Raw genomic sequence first — 23211 nt, 5'->3', positions numbered from 1 at the left:
AAACTTCATATAAACAGCCTGTCCCAAATACGAAGGCGCCTTCGTATTTGGGACAGGCTAGGGAGTGTACCCCGATTTTATTTAGTAAAATCGGGGTGAGTTTTTATGCGACATCATGAAATAGGGGCAAAAAACAAAGTAATTAAAGGATTATAATTATTCTTGTCGAATAAAAAAGGGGACGCAATAGCGAATAATGCCACTGGGGAGAAGTAGATGATCAGGGAGAACCAAGAAACGCTGAATAAATTGCAGATCGTTCTCGACTTGGCAATGGTAGTCACTGCCCTTGTCCTAGCCTATTGGCTCAGGTTCTATAATTATGAAGAGAGCCATTTGGGGTTTGAAAGCTATGTTCCAGCACTTATCTTGCTGGTTCCCTTGCACTTCCTGCTCTATTATTTTTTGGGTCTTTACGAACCAAGAAGACGTCAAAGCATCACCTTAGAAGTTGGAAGGATTATCCGAGCTAATCTTCTGAGCACAATGATCCTACTTGCCCTGCTCTACTTCCTCAAGGAGATTGATTATTCTCGTCAAGTTCTTATCTATTTTGTGGTCCTTACCAGTGTACTTACCATAGGCGAACGGGTAGCACTCAGGGCTATCCTCTATAATATTCGAAAAAATGGCTATAATAAGAAACACGTCTTAATTATCGGCACGGGAAGACTCGCTAAAAGACTGATTGGTGCACTCACAGAAAATCGATACTTAGGTTATGAAATCATTGGGATTATTGATGATAACATCGAAATAGGCAAGAAATTGGCTGGGATAGCAGTTACTGGTGGAGTAGCTGACCTGGAAGACGTCATAAGAGAAGGCAAAATTGATGAAATCTTTATAACCATTTCCACAAAGGATTACGATAAGTTCAGAACGATTATCAAGGTCTGTGAGAAAAGTGGTGCTCGAACCCAGATCGTTCCTGATTATGCGCGCTTCATCCCTGCGAAACCTCAGATGGATGAGATCGACGGCATCCCCCTTATTAACATCCGACATGTCCCCCTGGACAACTTCCTGAAGGCATTTTCTAAGCGGACCTTTGACATTGCATTTTCGTTTGTAGGTATACTAATTTGTTTGCCCCTATTGGCGCTGATAATTATCGGTATTAAAATAGACTCCCCAGGTCCTGTTTTTTTTGCCCAAGAAAGGGTAGGGCTAAATAAAAGGCACTTCAAGATGTACAAATTCCGTACTATGAAAGTGCAGACTTCTGAGGACTCAGATAAGGAGTGGACCATAAAAGGGGACAATCGAAAGACGAGATTAGGCAACCTCTTGCGTAAGACAAGCATTGACGAGTTACCTCAGCTCTGGAACGTCCTCAAAGGGGATATGAGCTTAGTTGGCCCCCGCCCTGAACGGCCCTTCTTCGTTTCTCAGTTCAAGGAGAAGATTCCAAGATATATGGTTAAACACCAAGTTCGCCCCGGCATAACGGGCTGGGCCCAGGTCAACGGCTGGCGTGGGGATACATCAATTCGAAAACGGATTGAATGTGATATTTACTATATTGAGAATTGGATGTTTTTATTTGATGTAAAGATTCTCCTTATGACGTTGTTTAAGGGGTTTGTTAATAAGAATGCTTATTGAAGCTGATTGTGAGCTCTAAGAAGGTTTATTTAGGGAGAGTGAGATAGAAAACGCCCATCAGGAAGGAAGAGTTAGATGAGAGGCAAAAGAATCAAATGAATTGCAATAATGAACCAATACGTGTGGCTCAAATTGTTGGTAAAGTGCTTTTAAGCGGTGTGGATGTCATAGTTATGGAGTATTATCGCAATATTGATCGTAGCAGAATTCAATTTGATTTTATTATGGATGGAGATAACGAAACCCCAATTGATCAAGAAATAAAAGAGTTGGGGGGGCGTGTTTATAAAGTTGATCCGTATGAACATAATATAAAAAAAAATATGAAACAGTGTTATGAGATTTTAAGAGAAAATCAGTACTCGATTGTCCATGCGCACTTGAATACACTCAGCGTATTTCCGCTTTATGAAGCATGGCGAGCAAAAATCCCTGTCCGCATCGCTCATAATCACAGTACTGCCGCGAATGGTGAAGTAAAAAAGACAGTAATGAAATACATGTTAAAGCCATTTGCAAAAAAATTTGCTACCCATTATAGTGCTTGTTCAACCGTTGCCGGGAGGTGGCTGTTCGGGGATTATTCTTATGATTCAGGGGAAGTAAAATTAGTAAACAACGCAATAAATATAGAGAAGTTTTCATTTAATAAGCAAGTAAGAGACCGAATCCGTAATGATTTAAATCTCAAAGAAAAACTTGTTATTGGTCATGTTGGTAGATTTGTTTACCAGAAAAATCATGCTTTTTTGATCGATATATTTTATGAAATCCATAAACGAAATAAAAATACAATTCTTATGTTAATCGGTTCAGGAGGTTTAGAACAGTCGATTAAAGAAAAGGTTGCAACCCTTAGATTAACTGATTCTGTTTTATTCCTAGGGTTAAGAGAAGATGTGTCAGAACTCATGCAAGCCATGGATGTATTTGTATTTCCATCCCACTATGAAGGTTTGGGAATGGTTGTAATTGAAGCACAAGCAGCGGGGTTGAGGACAATAGTTTCGGAAGCGATACCAGAAGAAGCGAAGCTTACAGATTTATTCGAGTATTGTAGTCTATCGCAGCCAGCTAGATACTGGGCAGAGATCGTGCTTAACTGCTATGATGGGAATGAAAGGCGCCAGAGAAATAACGAACTGCGTCAGTCAGGGTACGATATTGTAACGGCAGCAGATGAACTGAGAGAATGGTATGAGTGGCTTTATAAGAATGTGAGGGTTCACTCTAATTCTTAAAGTACTTGACATATTACCCACGGACCGCTCTGGTTCCCTTGAGAAGAAAGATTGAATATAACAGAAAATACAATAAAGAGGTAGAATTGGAATGAAGAGAGTATTAGTAACTGGTTCAGACGGTTTCATCGGAAGCCACCTAACAGAGGAATTAGTTAAACTGGGATACAAAGTTAAGGCATTTACACTGTACAACTCATTTAATAATTGGGGATGGCTGGATACTTTGTCTGCAGAGATTATGAATGAAGTTGAAATATTTCAGGGGGATATCAGAGATCCAAATGGTGTGAAGGATGCAATCAAGGGTGTGGATGAGGTATTCCACTTAGCGGCTCTGATAGCGATACCCTTTAGCTATCATTCACCAGATACTTATGTTGACACTAACATCAAAGGAACGCTCAATGTGTTACAGGCGGCAAGGGACTTGGGAACAAGCCGTATACTAGTTACCTCTACTTCAGAGGTATATGGTACCGCTCAGTATGTGCCGATTGATGAGAAGCATCCTTTTCAAGGGCAATCGCCATATTCCGCAACAAAGATTGGCGCCGATAGATTAGCGGAGTCCTTTTATAGGAGCTTCAATATGCCTATTACAATTGTAAGGCCGTTTAACACGTACGGTCCTAGACAATCTAATAGGGCAGTTATCCCAACAATTATTACTCAACTGCTTGCTGGAAAAGAAGAAATCAAGTTGGGGTCTTTAACACCGACCAGAGACTTTAACTATGTCAAGGATACAGCGAATGGTTTTATTGAATTGTCTAAGTGCGCAAATACCATCGGTGAAGAGATCAATATCGCAACCCAGCAGGAGATTTCAATTGGTCAGATCGCAGAGGAACTTATTAGGCAAATTAATCCTAATGCTAAGATTGTATGTGATGAGCAAAGACTGAGACCAGACAAGAGTGAGGTTAACCGTCTGCTTGGTTCTAATGAAAAAATTAAAACATTAACCCAATGGAAACCGCAGTACACTTTCAAACAGGGACTGGCTGAGACCATAGAGTTTTTTAAACACAACTTGGATAAGTACAAAACTGATATTTATAATTTATAAGGATGATCAAACTATGGAGATGGAATTGAATAGATCAGAACTTATAGCTCACATCAATCGACAGTTAGCAAATAATTTTGGTTTTTGCGGAGATATTGAGCCATATCTAGATATCACGTTGGAAAGAGCCCAAAGGTGTTTTAAAGCAAGTCTGAATAAGTATTATCAGAAGAATGAAGAGGAGTACTTTTCACCTTATCATTCAGGGCAGTATGCGGTTTTTTTGTACTATCTAGCAAATACGATAAAGCGCGTTGGCGGCGATGAAAATTTGGCGACAAAGATTTATTACCTAAATAAAATCATGCATTCTGTTGATTGGTACTATGAAATTGAATTGCCGGAGTACTGGGGTGTCGAGCATCCTATGAGCAGTGTTTTAGGAAGAGCTAAGTACAATAATGGTTTCTTCTTTTACCAAGGGTGTACGGTTGGAGGTAACAAAGGTAAATATCCTGAGATGGGGAAAAACGTAATTCTGTATTCAAATGTTACTGTTCTAGGAGACGCAAAGATAGGTGATAACGTAGTAATATCGACTGGCACTACGATTAAAGATGAGACAATTCCCGGTAGTTGTTTAGTTTTTGGGCATTCGCCAAACCTAATAATCAAACTAAAAGATGAGCAGTATATGGATGAGCTTATATCACATTTCTGGGTAAGATAGTTTGATGAGATTATAACAAGTTAGGGTGAAAGCATGAGTAGATTTATTCCTCTATCAGTGCCGAATTTAAAAGGCAAGGAATTAGAGTATGTGACACATGCGGTAGAAGCTGAGTGGATATCCACCGGCGGTCCGTATGTAAATGATTTTGAATTAAAGGTCGCCGAGTACGTAAAAGTAAAAGGAGCTGTATCCTGTCAGAATGGGACATCAGGATTACATATAGCATTGCTGGTTTGCGGCGTGACTAGAGAAGATGAAGTAATTGTACCGACATTGACATTTATAGCGGCAGTCAACCCTGTAAAATATATCGGAGCTGAGCCAATATTTATGGATTGCGACGATTCACTGACCATGGACGCAAACAAGCTGTTGGAGTTCTGTCAGAATGAGTGTAGCTTTATTGATAGAAAGTTGATTAACAATAAGACACAAAAACATATCAAAGTTGTATTGGTGGTACATGTCTTCGGCAATATGGCCAACATGGAAAAGATTATGGCTATAGCAGAGCAGTATAATCTAAAGGTTGTGGAGGATGCTACAGAAGCAATCGGTACCTATTATACTGAAGGAATATATACAGGTAAATTTGCGGGAACTATCGGAAGCTTTGGTGTGTACTCCTTCAACGGGAATAAAATCATCACAACAGGTGGTGGAGGTATGATTGTCTCAAATGATGAAGCCTTATTAAAAGAGGCAAAGCATCTGACAACTCAAGCCAAGAGTAATGAGTTATATTACACCCATGATGAGATAGGGTACAATTATAGAATGACTAATTTGCAGGCGGCGCTGGGCCTAGCTCAACTTGAGCAGCTTGAGAGCTTTATTAAGATAAAGGAAGAGAACTATAACCTTTATAAAGAAAAGATCCAAGAGATACCTGGATTGTCGTTATTGGATTTCAAATCAGGTATTAGATCTAACTACTGGTTTTATGCTTTGAAATGCGATAGAGAATGTTCGCTGAGTAGAGACGAAATTATACAATACCTATTGTCAAAAAATATTCAGTCAAGGCCAATTTGGGGACTTATAAGTGAGCAGAAACCTTATTTGACCAGCCGGACCTATAAGATTGAGAAGGCGAAGCATTACTTAGCCTGTATAGTGAATATCCCTTGCAGTACTAATTTGGCAAAAGAAGATGCGCTGTATGTTGTGGAGTGCTTAAGAAATATTTAATATAATCTAAAAATCCTTGATAGGAGGTGGATGTGTGGTTGCCGTGAACATCAAAGATATTTTAATAAATGAAGAGAACACAATGATAGAAGCGATGCAAGCCCTAGATAAGGCCGCCCAAAAAGTACTTTTTGTTGAGAAAGACGAAAAGCTAATAGCTGCACTTACGGATGGAGATATCAGAAGATGGATCTTGAAAAAAGGAAACCTTGATGCTAGGGTCAAGGATATTGCTAATTATAATCCGAAGTTCATATACGAAAGAGATAGTTCAACTGCGAGAGATTATATGAGAAGGAAATCGGTGGAAGCACTGCCTGTTGTTGATAAAAATATGAAGATTATCTCTGTTATGCTATGGAATGATAAGGAGATAGCAACTAAGAGAGTGCTGAATATTCCGGTTGTTATTATGGCTGGAGGACTTGGGACAAGGCTATATCCATATACAAAGATACTTCCTAAGCCGTTAATACCTATAGGTGATATTCCAATTGCTGAGCATATCATCAATAGATTTAATGACTATGGATGTAAGGATTTTTTCTTAATTGTGAATCATAAAAAGAATATGATTAAGGCCTATTTCAATGAGATAGAACGAGATTACGAGGTGACTTATATCGAAGAGGATAAGCCACTCGGAACTGGAGGAGGCTTAAGCCTACTGAAAGGGCAAATTGAAACGACATTCATTCTTTCTAACTGCGATATTCTCATAGAGGAAGACTATGAAAAGATGTATCTATATCATAAGAAAGAGAAAAACCTAATTACCATGGTTTGTTCGTTAAAGAATATAAAAATACCCTACGGCGTAATTAAGATTGGCGAACATGGCGAAATAGATAGCATGAAGGAGAAACCAGAATTATCCTTTTTTACGAATACAGGATGTTATATCGTAGAGCCTAAGGTAATTGAGGAACTGGATACTGATACGGATATTGGCTTTCCGGATATTATTGAAAAGTATAAAAAATCTGGAGAAAAAGTCGGCGTATACCCTATCAGTGAGAACTCATGGATGGATATGGGTCAGCTCGATGAAATGGAAGAAATGAGAAAAAAGATAGAGGATAAAGAGGAGAGTAAAGATAGGTCGATTAGATAAAAGATGTTGGTCAATTTCAATAATGACTTGATGGTGAGTATAGGTGGATGGATTTGTTGTTAAAGGAGAAGTCAATGAATAAGAAGGACATAGTAATTTTAGGTACAGGGGGATTTGCAAAAGAAGTACTATGGTTGCTTGAGGAAAACAATAAGATTGAAAACGAGTGGAATATATTGGGCTTTGTAGACCGATTGGATACTTTCAATTCAGAGCAGATTCACGGATATTGCATTCTTGGAGATGATGAGTGGCTGGCTAACTATGAGGATGAAATACATGTGGTGTGCGGTGTAGCTAACGCATCTTTAAGAAAAGAAATAGTACAGAAGTTCAAAAATAAAGAGAATATTATATTCCCCAACATTATATCCCGCAATGCGATTTTATCTGATAGTGTAAGAATGGGTAAGGGTTGTATTATCTGGTCGAATAGTATTTTGACGGTCGATATATGTTTAGGAGATTTTGTTACTATTATTTATGATTGTACTGTTGGACATGATGCGGAATTAGAGGACTATGTTACCTTATATCCAAGTGTGAATGTTTCAGGAAATGTACACATCAAAGCAGAAACAGAAATTGGAACAGGAACGCAGATAATCCAAGGATTAAGTATTGGAGAAAATACGATAATAGGTGCAGGATCAGTTGTAATTCGAGATACACCTAATAATTGTACCGCGGTGGGAAATCCAGCTAAAGTAATAAGGCAAAAGAAATAAATGGGGAAAGCTGAAAAATGAAAACATTAATCATAGCGGAAGCTGGCGTTAATCATAATGGATCTATAGAAATTGCAAAAAGAATGATAATTGAAGCAAAACGATGCGGAGCAGATATTGTTAAATTTCAAACTGCTCAATTAGGTATGCTTCTGTCAAAGAACGCTGCAAAAGCTGACTATCAAAAAGAAACGACGGGTAATGAGGAAAATCAATATGAGATGATAAAAAAACTGTTACTTACGTATGAGCAGTTTGACATGTTGGATAAATATTGTAACGAAAATGACATTATCTTTTTATCAACTCCTTTTGATTTAGCAAGTATAGATTTTCTTAGTAAATTAGATATGCCTTTTTGGAAAATTCCCTCCGGCGAGATTACAAATCTCCCGTATTTGATTAAAATTGCCAATACTCATAAGCCCATCATTTTGTCAACAGGCATGAGCACGCTAGAGGAGATTCAAGCTGCAATTACTGTATTACGAGACAACGGTAGCGGTAAGATAACATTACTTCATTGCACAACAGAATATCCGGCACCTTATTTAGATGTAAATTTAAAGGCAATGGAAACTTTGAAGGAAGAATTCAATGTTCCAGTAGGATATTCAGATCATACCAAAGGAATAGAGATCTCGATTGCTGCAGTGGCTATGGGTGCAACGGTTATTGAGAAACATTTTACTTTAGATAGAAATATGGAAGGTCCCGACCATAAAGCAAGTTTGGAACCGGATGAGCTCGCAAGTATGGTGAGAGCAATCAGAAATGTAGAATTAGCGATTGGAAATGGTGAAAAGAGGCCATCAGAATCTGAGAAGAAAAATATTGCAGTAGCGAGAAAGAGTATTATAGCTAGTCGTAATATTAAAAAAGGGGAAACCTTTTCAGAGACAAATATTACAACAAAACGCCCTGGAAATGGGATTAGCCCAATGAGATGGTTTGAAGTACTGGGGAAAAAGGCTATTAAAGATTTTGAAGAGGATGAATTGATAGTGCTATGAAAAAGAAAATATGCGTATTAACTGCAACAAGAGCAGAATACGGACTTTTGAAACCAGTTATTTTAAAGCTGATGGCAGATCCGAATTTTGATGTGCGCGTAGTTGTAACAGGAGCACATTTGTCACCTGAGTTTGGATTAACCTATAAAGAAATTGGACAAGACGGAATTCCTATTGATGAGAAAATTGAAATCCTATTAAGTGGAGATACGCCAATTGCAATCTCGAAATCTATGGGATTAGCATTGCTAGGGTTTGCAGACTATTTTGCTAGACAGAATCCCAATCTGTTGATGGTATTAGGTGACCGCTATGAAACATTGGCGGTATGTTGTGCTGCTATGAATCAGAGAATACCGATTGTACATTTATATGGGGGAGAAATAACAGAAGGTGCAGTTGATGAATGTATTCGTCATGCTATCACAAAGTTAAGCTATCTGCATTTTACCAGTACAGAACAATATCGGAATCGGGTTATTCAATTAGGTGAACAACCGGATAGAGTATTTTGCGTAGGCGCGATTGGTATAGAGAATATCCTTCAAGAAGAACTCCTGAGTAAGTCAGAATTAGAGGTTGCCCTTAACTTTAAGTTAGACAAACCATATGCAATGGTAACATTCCATCCGGTCACGCTTAAAGATAATAATTCTGCTGAGCAGTTTAAAGCAGTATTAGATGTATGTAAAAAGCATAAAGAAATGAAATTTGTGTTTAGCAAGGCTAATGCTGATGCAAATGGCCGTATTATCAACCAAATGCTAGATGCATATGTGAAAGAGAATGAAAATTCTATTGCCTTTGCATCACTGGGAATGGTTCGTTATTTGAGTACAGTCAAGTATAGTGCAATGGTAATGGGCAACTCATCAAGCGGGTTAGTTGAGGCACCGAGCCTTAGAGTACCGACTATTAATATAGGTGATCGTCAAAAAGGGAGATTACAGGCAGACAGTATTATCAACTGCAAGCCTCTTTCGAATGAAATTGAAAAAGCGATCGCTTTGGCACTTACGGATAAGGCCCAAAATAGAGCTAGAAACACTATTAACCCATATGGTGATGGGAATACATCTGAGAAAATAGTCGCTAAGGTAAAAGAATTTTCCCTTAGCGGAAAAATAGACCTGAAGAAGAAATTTTATGATTGTGAGGTGAGATAAGTGAGAGTTGTAGTAATTGGTTTAGGATCAATGGGAAAAAGAAGGATTCGTTTAATTCAAAAGAAATATGGAGCATTTGATATTATTGGCGTGGATACAAATGAAGAACGCAGAAAGACTTGCGAAGAAGAGTGGAGAATTACCACCTATAACAACTTAACAGAAGCTATTGCTACAACCAAGATTGATTGTGCATTCATCTGCACGTCACCTCTATCACATTGCAACATTATTACTCAATGTTTAAATAGCGGGTTGCATGTATTCTCTGAATTAAACTTAGTAGCGGACGGATATGAAGAAAATATTGTATTGGCAAAACAAAAAAACGTAGTCTTATTTCTCTCATCAACTTTTTTATATAGAGATGAAATCAAACAGATTAAGAGTTTGACAAAACAAACAAATTGTCAGCTTAATTATACATACCATATTGGTCAATATCTTCCTGACTGGCATCCTTGGGAGAACTACGAGGACTTCTTCGTTGGTAATAAGCGCTCAAATGGATGCCGCGAAATATTTGCGATTGAGCTCCCGTGGTTGTCGGATGTGTTTGGGGATATTATAAAAGTAGATGTGATAAAAAGTAAAATGAGTAATTTGAATATTGATTATGAGGATAACTATTTAGTACTTATCCAACACGACTCAGGCTATAAAGGTACCTTAGCAGTTGACATTGTATCTAGAAAAGCGGTTAGAAATTTAGAGGTTTTTGGAGAACAACTTTATCTTCATTGGGATGGTTCTCCAAACGGGTTATACGTATATGATTATGCGGAAAAAAGAGATGTCAAAGTTCAATTATATAAAGAATTAGATCAGCTTGAAAATTATAGTAGTTTCGTGGTTGAAAATGCCTACTCAAATGAAATAGATTCCTTCTTCAATGCAATAATTGAAGGGAAAGTTCCCATTTACAGTTTTGAAAACGACAAGAACATTCTCAGAATCATTGATAGATTAGAGGCATAGTATGAAAGGTTTATATAAAATAGGTATGGTTGGATTGGGTTCGATCGGCACAAGGCATCTTTTAAATATCGTATCTATTTTAAAAGAACGTGGCATATCCTATACGATTGATTTAATTAGGAGTGGTATAGGTACAGAACCTGATAGCAAGGTAGTTCAACATATCAATCAAGTATATTATTCTTACTGCTTCGCCCCGAGTGATTATGATGTAATTTTTGTTACGAACCCTACAGATCTGCACTATCAAACTATCCAGCATTTCGTTGAAAAGACTAAGCATATGTTTATAGAGAAACCGGTATTTGATAAGATAGATGTTTCATTGGAGACATTGCATTTGAAAAGTGATGGTGTATATTATGTAGCTTGTCCATTAAGATATACCGATGTCATTCAATATCTCAAATTTAAATTGAATTTGAGTCGAGTATTTTGCGCTAGGGTTATTTGTTCCAGTTATCTCCCAGAGTGGAGACCGGGTCAAGATTATCGAAAAAACTACAGTGCCCATAAGGAACAGGGCGGTGGTGTATCAATTGACTTAATACATGAGTGGGATTATTTATGTTATTTATTTGGACAGCCCGATGAAGTTTTAAATATAAAAGGTAAATATTCTAATTTAGAAATTGATAGCGATGATTTATCATTATATATTGCTCAGTATCCTACAATGGCAATAGAAGTACATCTTGATTACTTTGGCCGTCAGAGTATAAGAGAAGTGCAACTGTTTACAAATGATGACACAATTATAGGTGATCTCATTAATAGCGAGATAAGGTTCTTAAAGCGTAGGGAAATTATATCTTTTAAAGAGCAAAGAAATGATTATCAACGTAAGGAGATATCGCATTTTTTTGATATGATGGAAGGTAGAGTTGTTAACGATAATGATATCTCAACTGCTCTAGATACATTAAAAATAGCAAAGGAGGGGAAGAGAAAATGAATATCTTATTTACTATTTGCGGCAGAGCTGGTTCAAAGGGAATAAAGAATAAGAATCTAAGGGAGTTTTTGGGGTATCCCTTGCCTTTCTATACTGCTTCGGCAATTGATTTGTATAGGAAACAAAATCCTGATGTTCAGTGCGACGTAGTATTAAATACTGACAGTAAAGACTTAGCTGCATTGTTTAAAGAACGAGTATGCTTTGATGTGAACATAATTGAGAGAGATGAATCGTTAGGATTAGATAGTACACCTAAAGTAGCGGTGATTTTGAATTGTTTAGAAATAATGAGGCAGAGAAAAGCAGTTTTCTATGATATGGTTGTTGACTTGGATGTTACGTCCCCGTTAAGAACTGCTGAGGATGTTAGAAATCTTATAGAAAACAAGATAATCTCCAATGCCGACGTAGTTTTTTCGGTAACGGATTCAAGGCGCAATCCTTATTTTAATATGGTTAAAAAAACAGAAAATGGGTATGAAAGAGTTATTGCTTCAAATTTTAATGCTAGGCAGGAAGCTCCAGAGATATTTGACATGAATGCTTCACTGTATGCATATTCCCCTTCGTTTCTTGAGAGAAAGAAGTCAATTTTTGAAGGGAAATGCGAATCAATTAAAATGATGGATACGGCTGTTTTAGACTTAGACCATGAGAGTGATTTTGAATTGATGCAGGTTATAGCAGAATATTTGTTTGATAAATTACCGGAATTCAGAGTGGTGAGAGATAATATAGCATTGTGTTGCAAAGAGTGGGCGACCAACAATTAATTAAAAAGAAAATAAAGTTCGACAGATATGGACTAGATTCTATTTTTGAAAGAGAAGGTTTATAAGAGCCTATGTATGCTATAAGTAACGGTTTGATTGTGAATAATAGGCAAAAATTAGTACATTTAGATTACTTAAAAGCAATTTGTATCATATTTGTGGTTATTACTCATACTGCAATATCAAGTGATTTGAGAATTAGATTTTTATTCCCGTTTTATATTGATATGGCAGTTCCGATTTTTATGATTATTAGTGGATATACATACTCAATGAGTTTGGAAAATCGTTCTATCCATTCAGTGCTTGAATGGTTTGAGGCAAAAAACTTTTCTGATAAGTTCCTACGAATATTTTCGCCTTTTATAATTGCATTTTTGATCGAAATAGTTGATAAGGTTGGGATAAAAAACATAATTGATTTAAGAATTAATATTAATTTAAAATCAATTGCTATAGGCTTTTTAACTGGAGGATGGGGCCCAGGAAGTTATTATTTCCCTGTACTTATTCAATTGTTAATCATTTTTCCTTTTATTTATTTTTTGATAAAGCAGAAGAATACAGTAGGTATTACTTATATTGTACTAATCCAATTTCTATTTGAAATTACAATTCAATTACTTAAGATCCCTGTAAGTGCATATCGTTTGATGTTTCTCAGATATTTAGGTTGTGTTATGATCGGTGTCATTTATTACTTGTATAAAGACGTTATAAAGGACGTTTTAAAAAGTAATACAATATTGCATATCTTATTCAGTGTTGGGTTTGTCTTTATCTTTTCGCTTAGATATCTTGGATATAAACCATTAATATTTAAATTTTGGCCGACTACTTCTTTTCCGAGTGCATTTTACGCCTTCACGTTAGTATATATTTTTAGTAAAGTTGATATTACACAGTTTTCGATAGTTTTGCACAATGTGTTATCAATACTTGGCAAATCCTCCTATCATATATTTCTAGTACAAATGGTATATTTTAATAGTAAGCTAGATAATTATTTTCTTTCTTCATTTGGTTTATTGGGTCAAATTATAGTCAGTATTACAATTTGTTTGTTTATTGGAGTTGTTTTCTTTAGTATTGAAACTAGATTACGAATAAGAAGATATAAGATCATATAATTAATTACCATAATTGAGCATAATTCATTTAAAATATGTGTGATGCATTATTAGATAATGTCGAAAATATTCAAAAATATTTACTTTCAAATATTTATTGTGCCAAATGTAATTAACTAATATCTTTAAAAACGTAAAGTATAATTATGTTACATGCGTTGCCTTTTAAATAAACAAGTAAAGTGGAGAGAAAAAATGATAGTCTGCTATGGATGGACAAATACACAGCTTATTAATTTAGTGAATGTTAAGGTTAATTCTTATGAAAAAGAAGAGGCAGACCTTATAATTCTTAAGCTAGAACGAATTTCAGAGCGCCTTGTTCAAAGCATAAAGGATAGTAGGATTTTCAATAGCGTATTTTATATTGATCCTCCTTCTCCATTGGAATGTAGTTTACTAGGAAAAATTCCACTGATAAAAAATTTTTTATTTGGAAAGCATCTTAAAGAATATTATAATAAAGTGCTTAAAGCAAGTGTAGGAAATACTGTATATTGCAAGATGCTTACAGCTGGGTATTGGGCAGACACTATCTTTCTTTTGAGATACTTTTCCAGTACTAACTCAAATATAATGGTTAGCTTTGTTGAGGAAGGAATTAATGGTTACTATGCGGATAAAGAATGGTTGTGTAAAGTTATAATTGGCGGGAGGGTAAAGGAAAGAATAATTAGGGTTTTATACTTTGGATGGTTTAGTAGACGATGCAATAATATGGTAGATAGTATCTACTTATATAAACCCCATTTACGCCGTGACAAGAAAATCCTGAAACCATATAGAATTCTACAGATCAATGAATCAAACCAAGTTTGTTATGGAATCTTAAAAGAAGTATATAAAGAATTCGACTTTAGCCAATACGATAAACGTACTATCTATTATATTGCGACACCAACATTAAATAGAGATGGTGAGATTTATGACAAATATAACGAAATTCTTCCTCAAGTGGTTGAGACAGTGGGAAAAGATCAGATTGTAATTAAGGTCCATCCCGTAACTATAGAAAACGATCCGAATTTTGCAATTCAGTACGAGAATGCAGGTGTTTTTGTTGATCGACGGAATTTCTTATTTGAAGGGATTTTCAATCAGGTGAATATGGAAAATAAAATATTAGTGACAAAGGATTCAACTGTTGCAATGTATCCTAAGTTTATATTTAACAAGGAGCCATTCATTATTTTCACATATAGAATTTATAATTGTATTCGAAAAGAGGATCGGCAGACAGAGGAGTTATACGCTTTAGATTTGATGAGTTGTTATAGTAATAAAAATAAAATTAAAATAGTAGATTCGATCTTCGATTTGCAAAATACGTTAAGAGAGATATGTGTGACAAATTCAGTGTCACCAGAGGTGGAGGTATAATAATGATTGCTTGTTACGCGTGGACGGAACTTATGTTGCTAAATGTCACGAATATTCGTGTAAATACATATCCGAATGAGACTGCTGATTTATTTATTACCTAAATTCCACGTGTGTTTTTTATTAGCTTCAAAAATCACTATTTCACGAAGAATTTAGACTGCTTCTCACACATTGTAACATTATTTACAACCACCTTTCAATCATTTTTGATAAATCATTGATTTCATCTTTGCTGCAATGATACTTAATAAACTCTGCAAGTTATCCACAGAGCAACACTCAATTTTATTGATGATATTCTTATTATACCAGACATTTTTCATACACTCCCTTGTACGGATAGTTTTCCGACAACTTCATGATTACATATCTTGCGGTTTTGATTATTTTTGCTGCAAGAAATACATACTTCAAACGAAAGGTCTTTATTTGCTGTCTGTATTCTGAAGAGTCCAAGGAATCAAACTTGAACAACAAAAATAGGTTATATGAAAGCATCATCATTTGAAACACGGCTTCATTCGCCCAAAATGACTTTAGCAAGAGATGACCCACCGCCATGTCGTATTTGGCTTCTTTGATATAGTTTTCAGCATTACCACGCTTTTCATAGTATATAACTACTTTTTCAGAAAGCAAGGTAGTATTTTGTTACAAAGAAAAAGTAGTCGTATTCGGAACCTTCTAAAAGTGATAATTGTGCTCTTTCTTTTTCTGGTTTCAGTACGCGAGATACGACAAATCTTCTGTCTTTTTCCCATTTAACTAATTTTGTATACAGTTCTGTAGTTTCTCTACCTTCTTCTCCTTTAACGAATACAATTGATGAATTCGTTGCTTGTGAGGTGAGTGTAGAATAACTTTTGGCTTTAATTAAATATTTGCATCCAAGAGATTCTATCGTTTCGATAATTTTTTCATCAAAGTAGCCACTATCCATTCGAAATAAAATTTCTAAATCGTCTGATTTGATGTTAGCAACAATTTCTTTGATCATTTCCGCAGCACCGTTTGCAGTGTAAGTATTGCCACTTCTTACAAATCCGGTAACATATGCTTTTAATTCGTCGCAAAATGCAAATTGGATATTGTAGCATCGGTTTCCCAGTTTCTTAGGATTATATCCTTTTGACGCACCTTCTTGATGACCTTCTACGTTAATTACACTACTATCAATATCAATCGTAATGGATGTCAATTTACTTTTAGTGAGCAGTTTTTTAAAGACTTTAAAATTAATGTCTCTAAACATTTGGGTTGTCTTGAAGTTGAAGTTTCCTAGAAACCGTGACACTGTTTCAGGTTCTTTTACGGAAATATCAAACTCGTTGACGAGGGGATCATTTTGAAGTAGCTTTAGACGTTCTAACTTATCAATGCCAATGAAGTGACCGCAGAGCATGGTCTTTATATGATTCATCTTGATTTTATTTGTTGAGTCATTATCAAATACGAGGTCATTTTCAATAAAATCAAAAATCCCATTGCTTTTTGCATTCTCAAGGAGCAGAAAAAGACCTGCATTTGATGTTAGATTCTTAGCTTTGAAATCAATTTTATTAATCATAATTAGAACCCCTTTTTACTACTTTTCTTACTATTATTTTACCATATATCGAGTCATAAAAGCTGATAATTTAACATATTTTTGAGCACTTTTCTTTCACCCAATGGGTGAAAGCTGAATTTCGAAGGAACGCATATTTATCAAGGCTTTGATTATGCTTTTTGAAGTACTGACGTAGAATCTAGGTATTAGAAGCTCTGAACGTATTTCAAGCAAGTTTATTAGTGGTATAAAGAAAAGTGGATTATATAGGAATATATATTTTCTTGAACTTCCACAAATTAACTATAAGTCACTCAAGTTTGGTAGGATCCCCAATTTACGTATGCTGTTCTTTTCAATTGCAAGAAAGAAGTATTATAACCGAACGTTAGATAATTTATTGCAGGGCGAAGCTAATTATTCTATATTCCTGACTGGTAGTTTTTTTACTGATTCGCTATATCTTATTGACTATTTTTATAGGAAAAATCCAAGGCTAATTGTTGAGTTTTATGACGAAGGTACAATTAGTTATTTTAATGAAGAGAATTATTTATTTCGTTATGGGCAACATGAAGGTGTGAAACAGAGCCTGATACGATTTTTCTGTCAAGGTAAATTTAAATATAATTATAAAAGGTTAGTGAAGGGTATACATTTATATGCTCCGCAATTAAATCATGTTATGCCTAAACTTGTTACTCATGGCATGAAGAGAATAAATGAAAATGAAATTTGTCAACAATTGTTAGAATCAGTAGGCAAAGGTATAGAAGATGTTCATAGCGTTTGGTATAATAAGCGAAACGTGTTATTTTTCCCGCCAGGCAGATTAAAAGGTTATGAGGATAATTACGACAAAACTTACGAAATTTTAAGCGCGATAATTGAAGCTGTTGGCGCAAGAAAACTCATAGTTAAACCTCATCCTACTATGATTAAACAAGATCCCAAAAAACTACAGGAATTCGAGCTAGAAGGAATTTACGTCGATAATGAAAACTATCTTTTTGAAAGTAATTATGAACAAATGGAACTTAATAAGAAAATATTTATTCTAAGAAATTCTTCAATTGCATTAAATCCTAAATTTATGTATGGGAAAGAACCATTTGTGATTTTTACATTTAGATTATATCAGTATTATCATCAAAATGGAGAGTGGAAGACAGAGCGGTATGCGAGTGACTTAATGTCAATTTATAAGGATAAAAAACGGGTTATGATTCCAAACTCTATTCGTGAACTTCAAGAAATGGTTAGCAATACTGTAAGAAGCTTAGAAGGAGTAGAATCTAATGCAGGTTATGAACGTTAGGACACCATTACTTCACTCAAATATGTATTTTATTCTTGAAAATCGAAGGATGATTGTAATTGATCCATACTCATCTGCAGAGGTTATCAATAAAATCGAGAAAGCGGCGGATTCGGTAGATTATCTGATTCTAACCCATGAACATTATGACCATATCAGTGGAGCTAACGATTTACGGGATCATTTTGGATGTCCTATAGTTTGTAGTGGAGAATGTGGACAACGTATTTGTGACCCAAGATTAAACCAATCACGACATTTTGATGCTTTTTGTACAATCCAAAGTATGGAAAAAGGTATTAGCATTGGTGAAATAGCGGATTATATTTGCCATGCGGATTTCACATTTAAGAAGAAGAAACACTTTCATTGGCAAGATCATGTGGTAGATCTGATAGAAACGCCAGGGCATTCGAAAGGAAGCATTTGTATTGTTGTTGATGAAAAAATGTTGTTTTCTGGAGACACTTTGTTTCTTGAGAGCAAAACTTATACACGTTTTCGTGGAGGAAGCGAAACAGAATTGAAGGATATCACATTTCCTTTGTTAAAGAAGTTACCTTCCGAAGCTATTGTGTATCCAGGGCATTATGATCAATTTAGGCTGAAAGAATATAAGTACTGGATATAATATCATGAAAATACTTGGGGTTTAAAGCAGTGAAATGTTGCTTTAATTATAAACAAAATTATTGGAGGAACTTATTATGACAAATCTAGAAAAGTACAATTCAGCGTTCATAGAGGTATTTGAGGTAAGTGAAGAACAATTAAATAGTGAGTTGGTTTATCAGTCTGTTAATACATGGGATTCCGTGGGACATATGCAGCTGATTGCCGAGCTTGAGGACACATATGATATTATGATGGATACGGATGATATAATTGATTTTAGTTCATATGAAAAGGGTAAAGAAATAATGAAAAAATATGAAGTGGAGTTGTAATAGTGGCATTTTATGATATGCTCAAAAGTTTTGGAGAAACAACAGCACTAATTAGTGAGCAAGATTGCCTAAGCTATGCACAGCTACAGAATGAAGTTTGTAAATTGCAAGAACAGATAAACGAAAGGTGTTTGGTATTTTGCGTCTGTAATAATAATGTTGAATCAATAACAGGGTATATCGCTTTTTTGCAGATGAGAGTTGTGCCCGTGTTGATTAACCATGGAATTAATACAGAGCTATTTAAGAACCTATTATATAATTATGAGCCGCACTATGTATGGGCACCCAAAGGGTTTTGTGCTGGAATAATATGTTATGAGTATAAGAATTATGCCTTATTTAAAACGGAGTACCAGCAGGAAGTTGAAATCAATCTGGATTTAGCTTTGCTGCTTACAACTTCAGGTAGTACTGGGAGCCCTAAACTGGTGCGTCAATCTTATTGCAATATAAATAGCAATGCCGAGTCAATTGCTCAATACTTGAATATTAGTGGCGAGGATAGACCAATCACTACGCTCCCGATGAGTTATACGTATGGACTATCCATTATTAACAGCCATTTACTAAGGGGGGCATCAATAATCTTGACCGATGCCACTCTAATGGAAAAATCGTTTTGGAAATTGCTTAAGGAGAAGTGTGCTACCACATTTGGTGGCGTGCCATATACCTATGAAATTCTTAAGAAACTAAGGTTTTCTAAAATGAATTTGCCTGACTTAAAGGTTCTAACCCAAGCAGGAGGTAAGTTGGGCAAGGAGAGGCATTTAGAGTTTGCCACTGCTTGCTCAGAAAAGGGCATTGACTTTGTTGTTATGTATGGACAGACTGAGGCCACAGCTCGTATGTCGTATGTTCCTAGAGAGTACGCAATTAGTAAAGCTGGAAGTATAGGTATAGCAATTCCTGGTGGAGAGTTCTGGCTTGAGGATGAAAATGGTGGAACAATTACAGAACCGAACATAGTAGGCGAATTAGTTTATCATGGGGATAATGTAACAATGGGTTACGCTACCTGCAAAGAGGATCTAGCTAAGGAAGATGGAAATGGCGGTGTTCTTAAAACTGGGGACATGGCCATGAAAGATACAGATGGTTTTTATTATATTGTAGGTCGGAAAAAGCGTTTTTTAAAAATATTTGGCAACCGAGTGAATTTGGACGAAATAGAAAGTCTTCTGAAAAAGCATGGGTTTATTGTTGCTTGCACAGGCAAAGACGACCTAATGAAGATTTATCTTGAAAATGGGCAACCAGACACTGTATTTAAATTGATTGCAAATCTGACAGGTCTGAACAGAAGTGCGTTTGAGGTTTGTAAAGCAGAGAAAATTCCGCGAAACGAGGCTGGTAAAATATTGTATGCGGAATTGAGGTGATTAGGTATGATTGATTATGATGCATTGTTTTTAATACCTCCATTTTCACTAGCTCAAGCAGAGAAGGATAGATTGTATAATCAAGTAATTATAAAGTTATCCAAGCATCATAGTGAAAATTGTGAAGAGTACAGGAAGCTATCCGCTGTTTTAGGTATGGGGGCAGCTCTACCTGTACGACTTTTTAAAAAATATGATTTACTGAGTATAAAAAAAGAGGAAGTAATTAAAACGATGACTTCCTCTGGGACTAGCGGTCAGGCAGTGTCGAAGATATTTTTGGATAGAGCAACATCAGCTAGACAGTCGAAAGCACTGTCAAAGATCGTTACAGATTTCACGGGTAAAGTACGAATGCCTATGTTAGTCATTGATTCGTGTGCTGTGCTTAAAAACAGAAATATGTTTTCAGCCAGAGGAGCGGGAATATTGGGTTTTTCCATGATGGGCAGGGATGTTACTTATGCATTAGATGAAAATATGGAGTTGAATCTGCCAGTAATCGAAGCGTTTTGCGAAAAACATTCAGGGGAAAAAATATTGTTATTTGGATTTACGTTTATGATTTGGGAGTATTTCTACTTGGCGTTAAAGGAAAGGAATATTTCTTTAGCAATGGATGGATTGATGATTCATGGCGGTGGATGGAAGAAATTAATCGATTTAGCAGTAGATAATGATACATTCAAAAATGAAATTAGTTCAATTACCGGAATTGATCATATATTTAATTATTATGGAATGGTTGAGCAAACTGGTTCAATTTTCATGGAATGTGAGCAAGGTCATCTTCACGCTTCGATATTTTCTGATGTCAACATACTTGACCCAAAGGATTTCTCAGTGAAAGAAAGCGGTAAAGGTTTGATTCAATGTAACTCGTTGCTACCCACGAGTTATCCTGGACACGTTTTGCTGACAGAAGATGAGGGAGAGATTTTAGGAATAGACGATTGTCCGTGTGGACGTAAGGGTAAATATTTTCGGATTTATGGGAGAGTTAAGGGAGCAGAAATAAGGGGGTGCAGCGATACTTATGAACGGCGTTAAACTAATAGCGGGTACTAATGACGTTTGTAATATACCTATGCGTCCGTACGATGATATAGTTTGTTCTTTTATGGAGGTTTTGTCAGAATATCTGATGAATGACAAAAAAGCAAAGATGTATCCGGATGTAATATCGCTAGCTTTTTGGTGTCGAAGATCAAATGTAGTGAGGATGAAGAAACTTTATCAGGGCAAACTATCTCGGCTAGGTCGCGGTCTCGCTTTTCACATCGCGCCAGCAAATGTCCCTGTAAACTTTGCATTTTCTTTTTTGTTTTCACTCCTAGCTGGAAATGCAAATATTGTTCGTATACCATCAAAATATTTTCCGCAAGTAGATATCATTTGTCAAGCCATAGAAAGCACTTTAGCTTCTTTTCCCGATTTGTTTAAAAGAAACGCTTTTGTACAATATCCTTCCGGTCATGACGCAACTAAAATGTTCAGCGCAGAGGCAGATGCTCGCATAATATGGGGTGGAGACAATACTATTGAAGCAATACGGTCGATGCCTGCAAAACCGCGCTGTGTTGATATTTCTTTTGCAGACAGGTATTCAGTTTGTATAATTAATGGAGAAAAAGTATTAGCCGCGGATGATATTGCGATAAAGAAACTAGCCGAGGGGTTTTATAATGATACCTTTCTGATGGATCAAAATGCCTGCTCATCTCCGCAAACTGTATTTTGGATAAATGATAAAAAAGAAGCCAGAACGAGGTTTTGGGAGGCTGTATATAAAGTTGCCGAACAGAAATACATAGTCCAACCTGCATCTGCAGTTGATAAATACGTTCAGCTTTGTGAAGATGCTATAGATATTGAGAAAATGTCTGGTTGTATGCAACAAGATAACCTTCTTTACAGAATCGAAATTAATGCATTACCACAAGACTTCACAGTATGTAGAGGAAAATGTGGATATTTTTATGAATATTCATTAAGTAATTTTGAGGAATTGTATCCTCTAATTAATGAAAAATTTCAGACACTAACATACTTCGGAATGGATGTTGACCTACTTAGAAACTCTGTTATAGAAAATAAGTTCCGAGGTATTGATAGGATTGTTCCTGTGGGTACTGCGATGGATATCGGAATAATCTGGGATGGCTATAACGTGGTGGAGATGTTATCGAGAATTGTTGATTTTAAATAGGAGAAAAAAGATAAAGGAAGAAACAGCTATGTTATTAAAAGGAAAGAATGCGGTTATAACCGGATGCTTACGCGGAATAGGCAATAAAACAATGGAAGTTTTCGCAAAAGAGGGTGCCAATATATGGGCTTGCTGTCAGAGGGAAGATGCAGAATTAGAAAAGCAAATTCAGCAATTGAGCGAACAGTTCGGAGTATGGATAAAACCAATATATTTTGACTTAACGGATCCGGAGTCTATTAAATTAGGACTTAAGTCGATTATGGCTGACAAGAAGCCAATTGACGCTCTTGTCAATATTGCAGGCATGACACATAATGCACTATTCCATATGACAAGCATGAATATAATGAAAACCGTATTTGAAGTAGATTTCTTCTCACAGATGCAGATTTCACAGTTCGTTACAAAACTAATGGCTCGGAATAAACGAGGGAGTGTCATCAATATTTCATCAATTGCGGGGTTAGACGGAAATGCGGGACAGCTGGCTTACAGTGCGGCTAAAGGGGCATTGATTTCTGCGACGAAAACAATGGCACAGGAGCTTGCGGCATCAGATATACGTGTAAACGCAGTTGCACCAGGTGTTATTGATACAACGATGACGCGAAGTCTATCTGATGTAGTTAAAGCGGGTTTGATTCAACCATGTGAGCTTAAACGCTTAGGAACTGATGAGGAAGTGGCCAATACAATAGTGTTTTTAGCCTCGGATTTATCATCATTTGTAACTGGACAAGTTATCCGTGTTGACGGTGGTATCGGATAGAAA

Annotated in this window: 21 protein-coding genes and 1 pseudogene; 21 read left to right on the top strand and 1 reads right to left on the bottom strand. The window is 36.1% G+C overall.

Annotation, left to right across the window (positions count from 1 at the left end):
• Positions 1-216 precede the first annotated feature (216 nt).
• The 14 genes from DESDI_RS15580 (at position 217) to DESDI_RS15515 (ending at position 15025) form a co-directional block, all read left to right on the top strand.
• The gene (locus DESDI_RS15580) at positions 217-1608 is read left to right on the top strand and encodes an undecaprenyl-phosphate glucose phosphotransferase (RefSeq protein ID WP_015263569.1); all 1392 of its coding nucleotides are present in this window, start codon (positions 217-219) and stop codon (positions 1606-1608) included.
• 122 nt (positions 1609-1730) lie between these two features.
• Complete coding sequence (locus DESDI_RS15575; protein ID WP_242825412.1) at positions 1731-2849, top strand: glycosyltransferase family 1 protein; 1119 nt, start codon at positions 1731-1733, stop codon at positions 2847-2849.
• Positions 2850-2940: 91 nt separating this feature from the next.
• Positions 2941-3921 carry an NAD-dependent 4,6-dehydratase LegB gene (locus tag DESDI_RS15570; RefSeq protein ID WP_015263567.1) on the top strand — a complete coding sequence of 327 codons (981 nt, stop codon included), beginning with the start codon at positions 2941-2943 and terminating at the stop codon, positions 3919-3921.
• A gap of 13 nt (positions 3922-3934) precedes the next feature.
• Positions 3935-4591 carry an LbetaH domain-containing protein gene (locus DESDI_RS15565; protein ID WP_015263566.1) on the top strand — a complete coding sequence of 219 codons (657 nt, stop codon included), beginning with the start codon at positions 3935-3937 and terminating at the stop codon, positions 4589-4591.
• Positions 4592-4624: 33 nt separating this feature from the next.
• Positions 4625-5785: a LegC family aminotransferase gene (locus DESDI_RS15560; protein WP_015263565.1), complete on the top strand. Its 1161-nt coding sequence runs from the start codon at positions 4625-4627 to the stop codon at positions 5783-5785.
• A 34-nt stretch (positions 5786-5819) separates the two neighbouring features.
• Positions 5820-6899: a sugar phosphate nucleotidyltransferase gene (locus DESDI_RS15555; protein WP_015263564.1), complete on the top strand. Its 1080-nt coding sequence runs from the start codon at positions 5820-5822 to the stop codon at positions 6897-6899.
• Positions 6900-6973: 74 nt separating this feature from the next.
• Positions 6974-7627 (top strand): acetyltransferase, encoded by a 654-nt coding sequence (locus DESDI_RS15550; protein WP_015263563.1) that lies wholly within the window; start codon positions 6974-6976, stop codon positions 7625-7627.
• Positions 7628-7644: 17 nt separating this feature from the next.
• Positions 7645-8640, top strand: coding sequence for an N-acetylneuraminate synthase (neuB, locus tag DESDI_RS15545; RefSeq protein WP_015263562.1), 996 nt, complete (start codon positions 7645-7647; stop codon positions 8638-8640).
• The gene (neuC, locus tag DESDI_RS15540; protein ID WP_015263561.1) at positions 8637-9806 is read left to right on the top strand and encodes a UDP-N-acetylglucosamine 2-epimerase; all 1170 of its coding nucleotides are present in this window, start codon (positions 8637-8639) and stop codon (positions 9804-9806) included. Before neuB ends, neuC begins: the two co-directional genes overlap by 4 nt.
• A complete protein-coding gene (locus tag DESDI_RS15535; protein WP_015263560.1) occupies positions 9807-10784 on the top strand; it encodes a Gfo/Idh/MocA family protein in 978 nt (325 codons plus the stop codon).
• Between the two features lies 1 nt (position 10785).
• Positions 10786-11739: a Gfo/Idh/MocA family oxidoreductase gene (locus DESDI_RS15530; RefSeq protein WP_015263559.1), complete on the top strand. Its 954-nt coding sequence runs from the start codon at positions 10786-10788 to the stop codon at positions 11737-11739.
• Positions 11736-12515: an acylneuraminate cytidylyltransferase family protein gene (locus tag DESDI_RS15525; protein ID WP_015263558.1), complete on the top strand. Its 780-nt coding sequence runs from the start codon at positions 11736-11738 to the stop codon at positions 12513-12515. Before DESDI_RS15530 ends, DESDI_RS15525 begins: the two co-directional genes overlap by 4 nt.
• 71 nt (positions 12516-12586) lie before the next feature.
• Positions 12587-13645 carry an acyltransferase family protein gene (locus DESDI_RS15520; protein ID WP_015263557.1) on the top strand — a complete coding sequence of 353 codons (1059 nt, stop codon included), beginning with the start codon at positions 12587-12589 and terminating at the stop codon, positions 13643-13645.
• Positions 13646-13840: 195 nt separating this feature from the next.
• Positions 13841-15025 carry a hypothetical protein gene (locus DESDI_RS15515; protein WP_015263556.1) on the top strand — a complete coding sequence of 395 codons (1185 nt, stop codon included), beginning with the start codon at positions 13841-13843 and terminating at the stop codon, positions 15023-15025.
• Positions 15026-15331: 306 nt separating this feature from the next.
• Here DESDI_RS15515 and DESDI_RS15510 read toward each other — a convergent pair.
• Positions 15332-16595: pseudogene (locus DESDI_RS15510) on the bottom strand (IS1380-like element ISEcp1 family transposase).
• A gap of 325 nt (positions 16596-16920) precedes the next feature.
• Between DESDI_RS15510 and DESDI_RS15505 the strand changes: the two are divergent.
• The 7 genes from DESDI_RS15505 (at position 16921) to DESDI_RS15475 (ending at position 23208) form a co-directional block, all read left to right on the top strand.
• Positions 16921-17895 carry a hypothetical protein gene (locus DESDI_RS15505; protein ID WP_015263554.1) on the top strand — a complete coding sequence of 325 codons (975 nt, stop codon included), beginning with the start codon at positions 16921-16923 and terminating at the stop codon, positions 17893-17895.
• Complete coding sequence (locus DESDI_RS15500; protein ID WP_015263553.1) at positions 17876-18526, top strand: MBL fold metallo-hydrolase; 651 nt, start codon at positions 17876-17878, stop codon at positions 18524-18526. The genes DESDI_RS15505 and DESDI_RS15500 overlap by 20 nt, the downstream gene beginning before the upstream one ends.
• Positions 18527-18602: 76 nt before the next feature.
• Positions 18603-18842: a hypothetical protein gene (locus DESDI_RS15495; RefSeq protein ID WP_015263552.1), complete on the top strand. Its 240-nt coding sequence runs from the start codon at positions 18603-18605 to the stop codon at positions 18840-18842.
• A gap of 2 nt (positions 18843-18844) precedes the next feature.
• Positions 18845-20227, top strand: a complete 1383-nt coding sequence (locus tag DESDI_RS15490) for an AMP-binding protein (RefSeq protein ID WP_015263551.1) — start codon at positions 18845-18847, stop codon at positions 20225-20227.
• Between the two features lie 6 nt (positions 20228-20233).
• A complete protein-coding gene (locus tag DESDI_RS15485) occupies positions 20234-21277 on the top strand; it encodes a LuxE/PaaK family acyltransferase (RefSeq protein ID WP_015263550.1) in 1044 nt (347 codons plus the stop codon).
• The gene (locus DESDI_RS15480; RefSeq protein ID WP_015263549.1) at positions 21264-22436 is read left to right on the top strand and encodes an acyl-CoA reductase; all 1173 of its coding nucleotides are present in this window, start codon (positions 21264-21266) and stop codon (positions 22434-22436) included. The genes DESDI_RS15485 and DESDI_RS15480 overlap by 14 nt, the downstream gene beginning before the upstream one ends.
• Complete coding sequence (locus DESDI_RS15475; RefSeq protein WP_242825411.1) at positions 22420-23208, top strand: SDR family NAD(P)-dependent oxidoreductase; 789 nt, start codon at positions 22420-22422, stop codon at positions 23206-23208. The genes DESDI_RS15480 and DESDI_RS15475 overlap by 17 nt, the downstream gene beginning before the upstream one ends.
• Positions 23209-23211: the final 3 nt, after the last annotated feature.

It is taken from the genome of Desulfitobacterium dichloroeliminans LMG P-21439 (assembly GCF_000243135.2).
GTDB lineage: Bacteria > Bacillota > Desulfitobacteriia > Desulfitobacteriales > Desulfitobacteriaceae > Desulfitobacterium > Desulfitobacterium dichloroeliminans.
This window is presented reverse-complemented; position numbering and strand designations above follow the sequence as displayed.

Excerpts from the sequence above, each read along its gene's own strand:
- DESDI_RS15570 (WP_015263567.1), top strand. The coding sequence starts at position 2,941 with ATGAAGAGAGTATTAGTAACTGGTTCAGACGGTTTCATCGGAAGCCAC.
- DESDI_RS15505 (WP_015263554.1), top strand. The coding sequence starts at position 16,921 with ATGCTGTTCTTTTCAATTGCAAGAAAGAAGTATTATAACCGAACGTTA.
- DESDI_RS15485 (WP_015263550.1), top strand. The coding sequence starts at position 20,234 with ATGATTGATTATGATGCATTGTTTTTAATACCTCCATTTTCACTAGCT.
- DESDI_RS15525 (WP_015263558.1), top strand. The coding sequence starts at position 11,736 with ATGAATATCTTATTTACTATTTGCGGCAGAGCTGGTTCAAAGGGAATA.
- DESDI_RS15560 (WP_015263565.1), top strand. The coding sequence starts at position 4,625 with ATGAGTAGATTTATTCCTCTATCAGTGCCGAATTTAAAAGGCAAGGAA.
- neuC (WP_015263561.1), top strand. The coding sequence starts at position 8,637 with ATGAAAAAGAAAATATGCGTATTAACTGCAACAAGAGCAGAATACGGA.
- DESDI_RS15480 (WP_015263549.1), top strand. The coding sequence starts at position 21,264 with ATGAACGGCGTTAAACTAATAGCGGGTACTAATGACGTTTGTAATATA.
- DESDI_RS15530 (WP_015263559.1), top strand. The coding sequence starts at position 10,786 with ATGAAAGGTTTATATAAAATAGGTATGGTTGGATTGGGTTCGATCGGC.
- DESDI_RS15495 (WP_015263552.1), top strand. The coding sequence starts at position 18,603 with ATGACAAATCTAGAAAAGTACAATTCAGCGTTCATAGAGGTATTTGAG.
- DESDI_RS15550 (WP_015263563.1), top strand. The coding sequence starts at position 6,974 with ATGAATAAGAAGGACATAGTAATTTTAGGTACAGGGGGATTTGCAAAA.
- DESDI_RS15515 (WP_015263556.1), top strand. The coding sequence starts at position 13,841 with ATGATAGTCTGCTATGGATGGACAAATACACAGCTTATTAATTTAGTG.
- DESDI_RS15520 (WP_015263557.1), top strand. The coding sequence starts at position 12,587 with ATGTATGCTATAAGTAACGGTTTGATTGTGAATAATAGGCAAAAATTA.
- DESDI_RS15580 (WP_015263569.1), top strand. The coding sequence starts at position 217 with ATGATCAGGGAGAACCAAGAAACGCTGAATAAATTGCAGATCGTTCTC.
- DESDI_RS15565 (WP_015263566.1), top strand. The coding sequence starts at position 3,935 with ATGGAGATGGAATTGAATAGATCAGAACTTATAGCTCACATCAATCGA.
- DESDI_RS15500 (WP_015263553.1), top strand. The coding sequence starts at position 17,876 with ATGCAGGTTATGAACGTTAGGACACCATTACTTCACTCAAATATGTAT.
- neuB (WP_015263562.1), top strand. The coding sequence starts at position 7,645 with ATGAAAACATTAATCATAGCGGAAGCTGGCGTTAATCATAATGGATCT.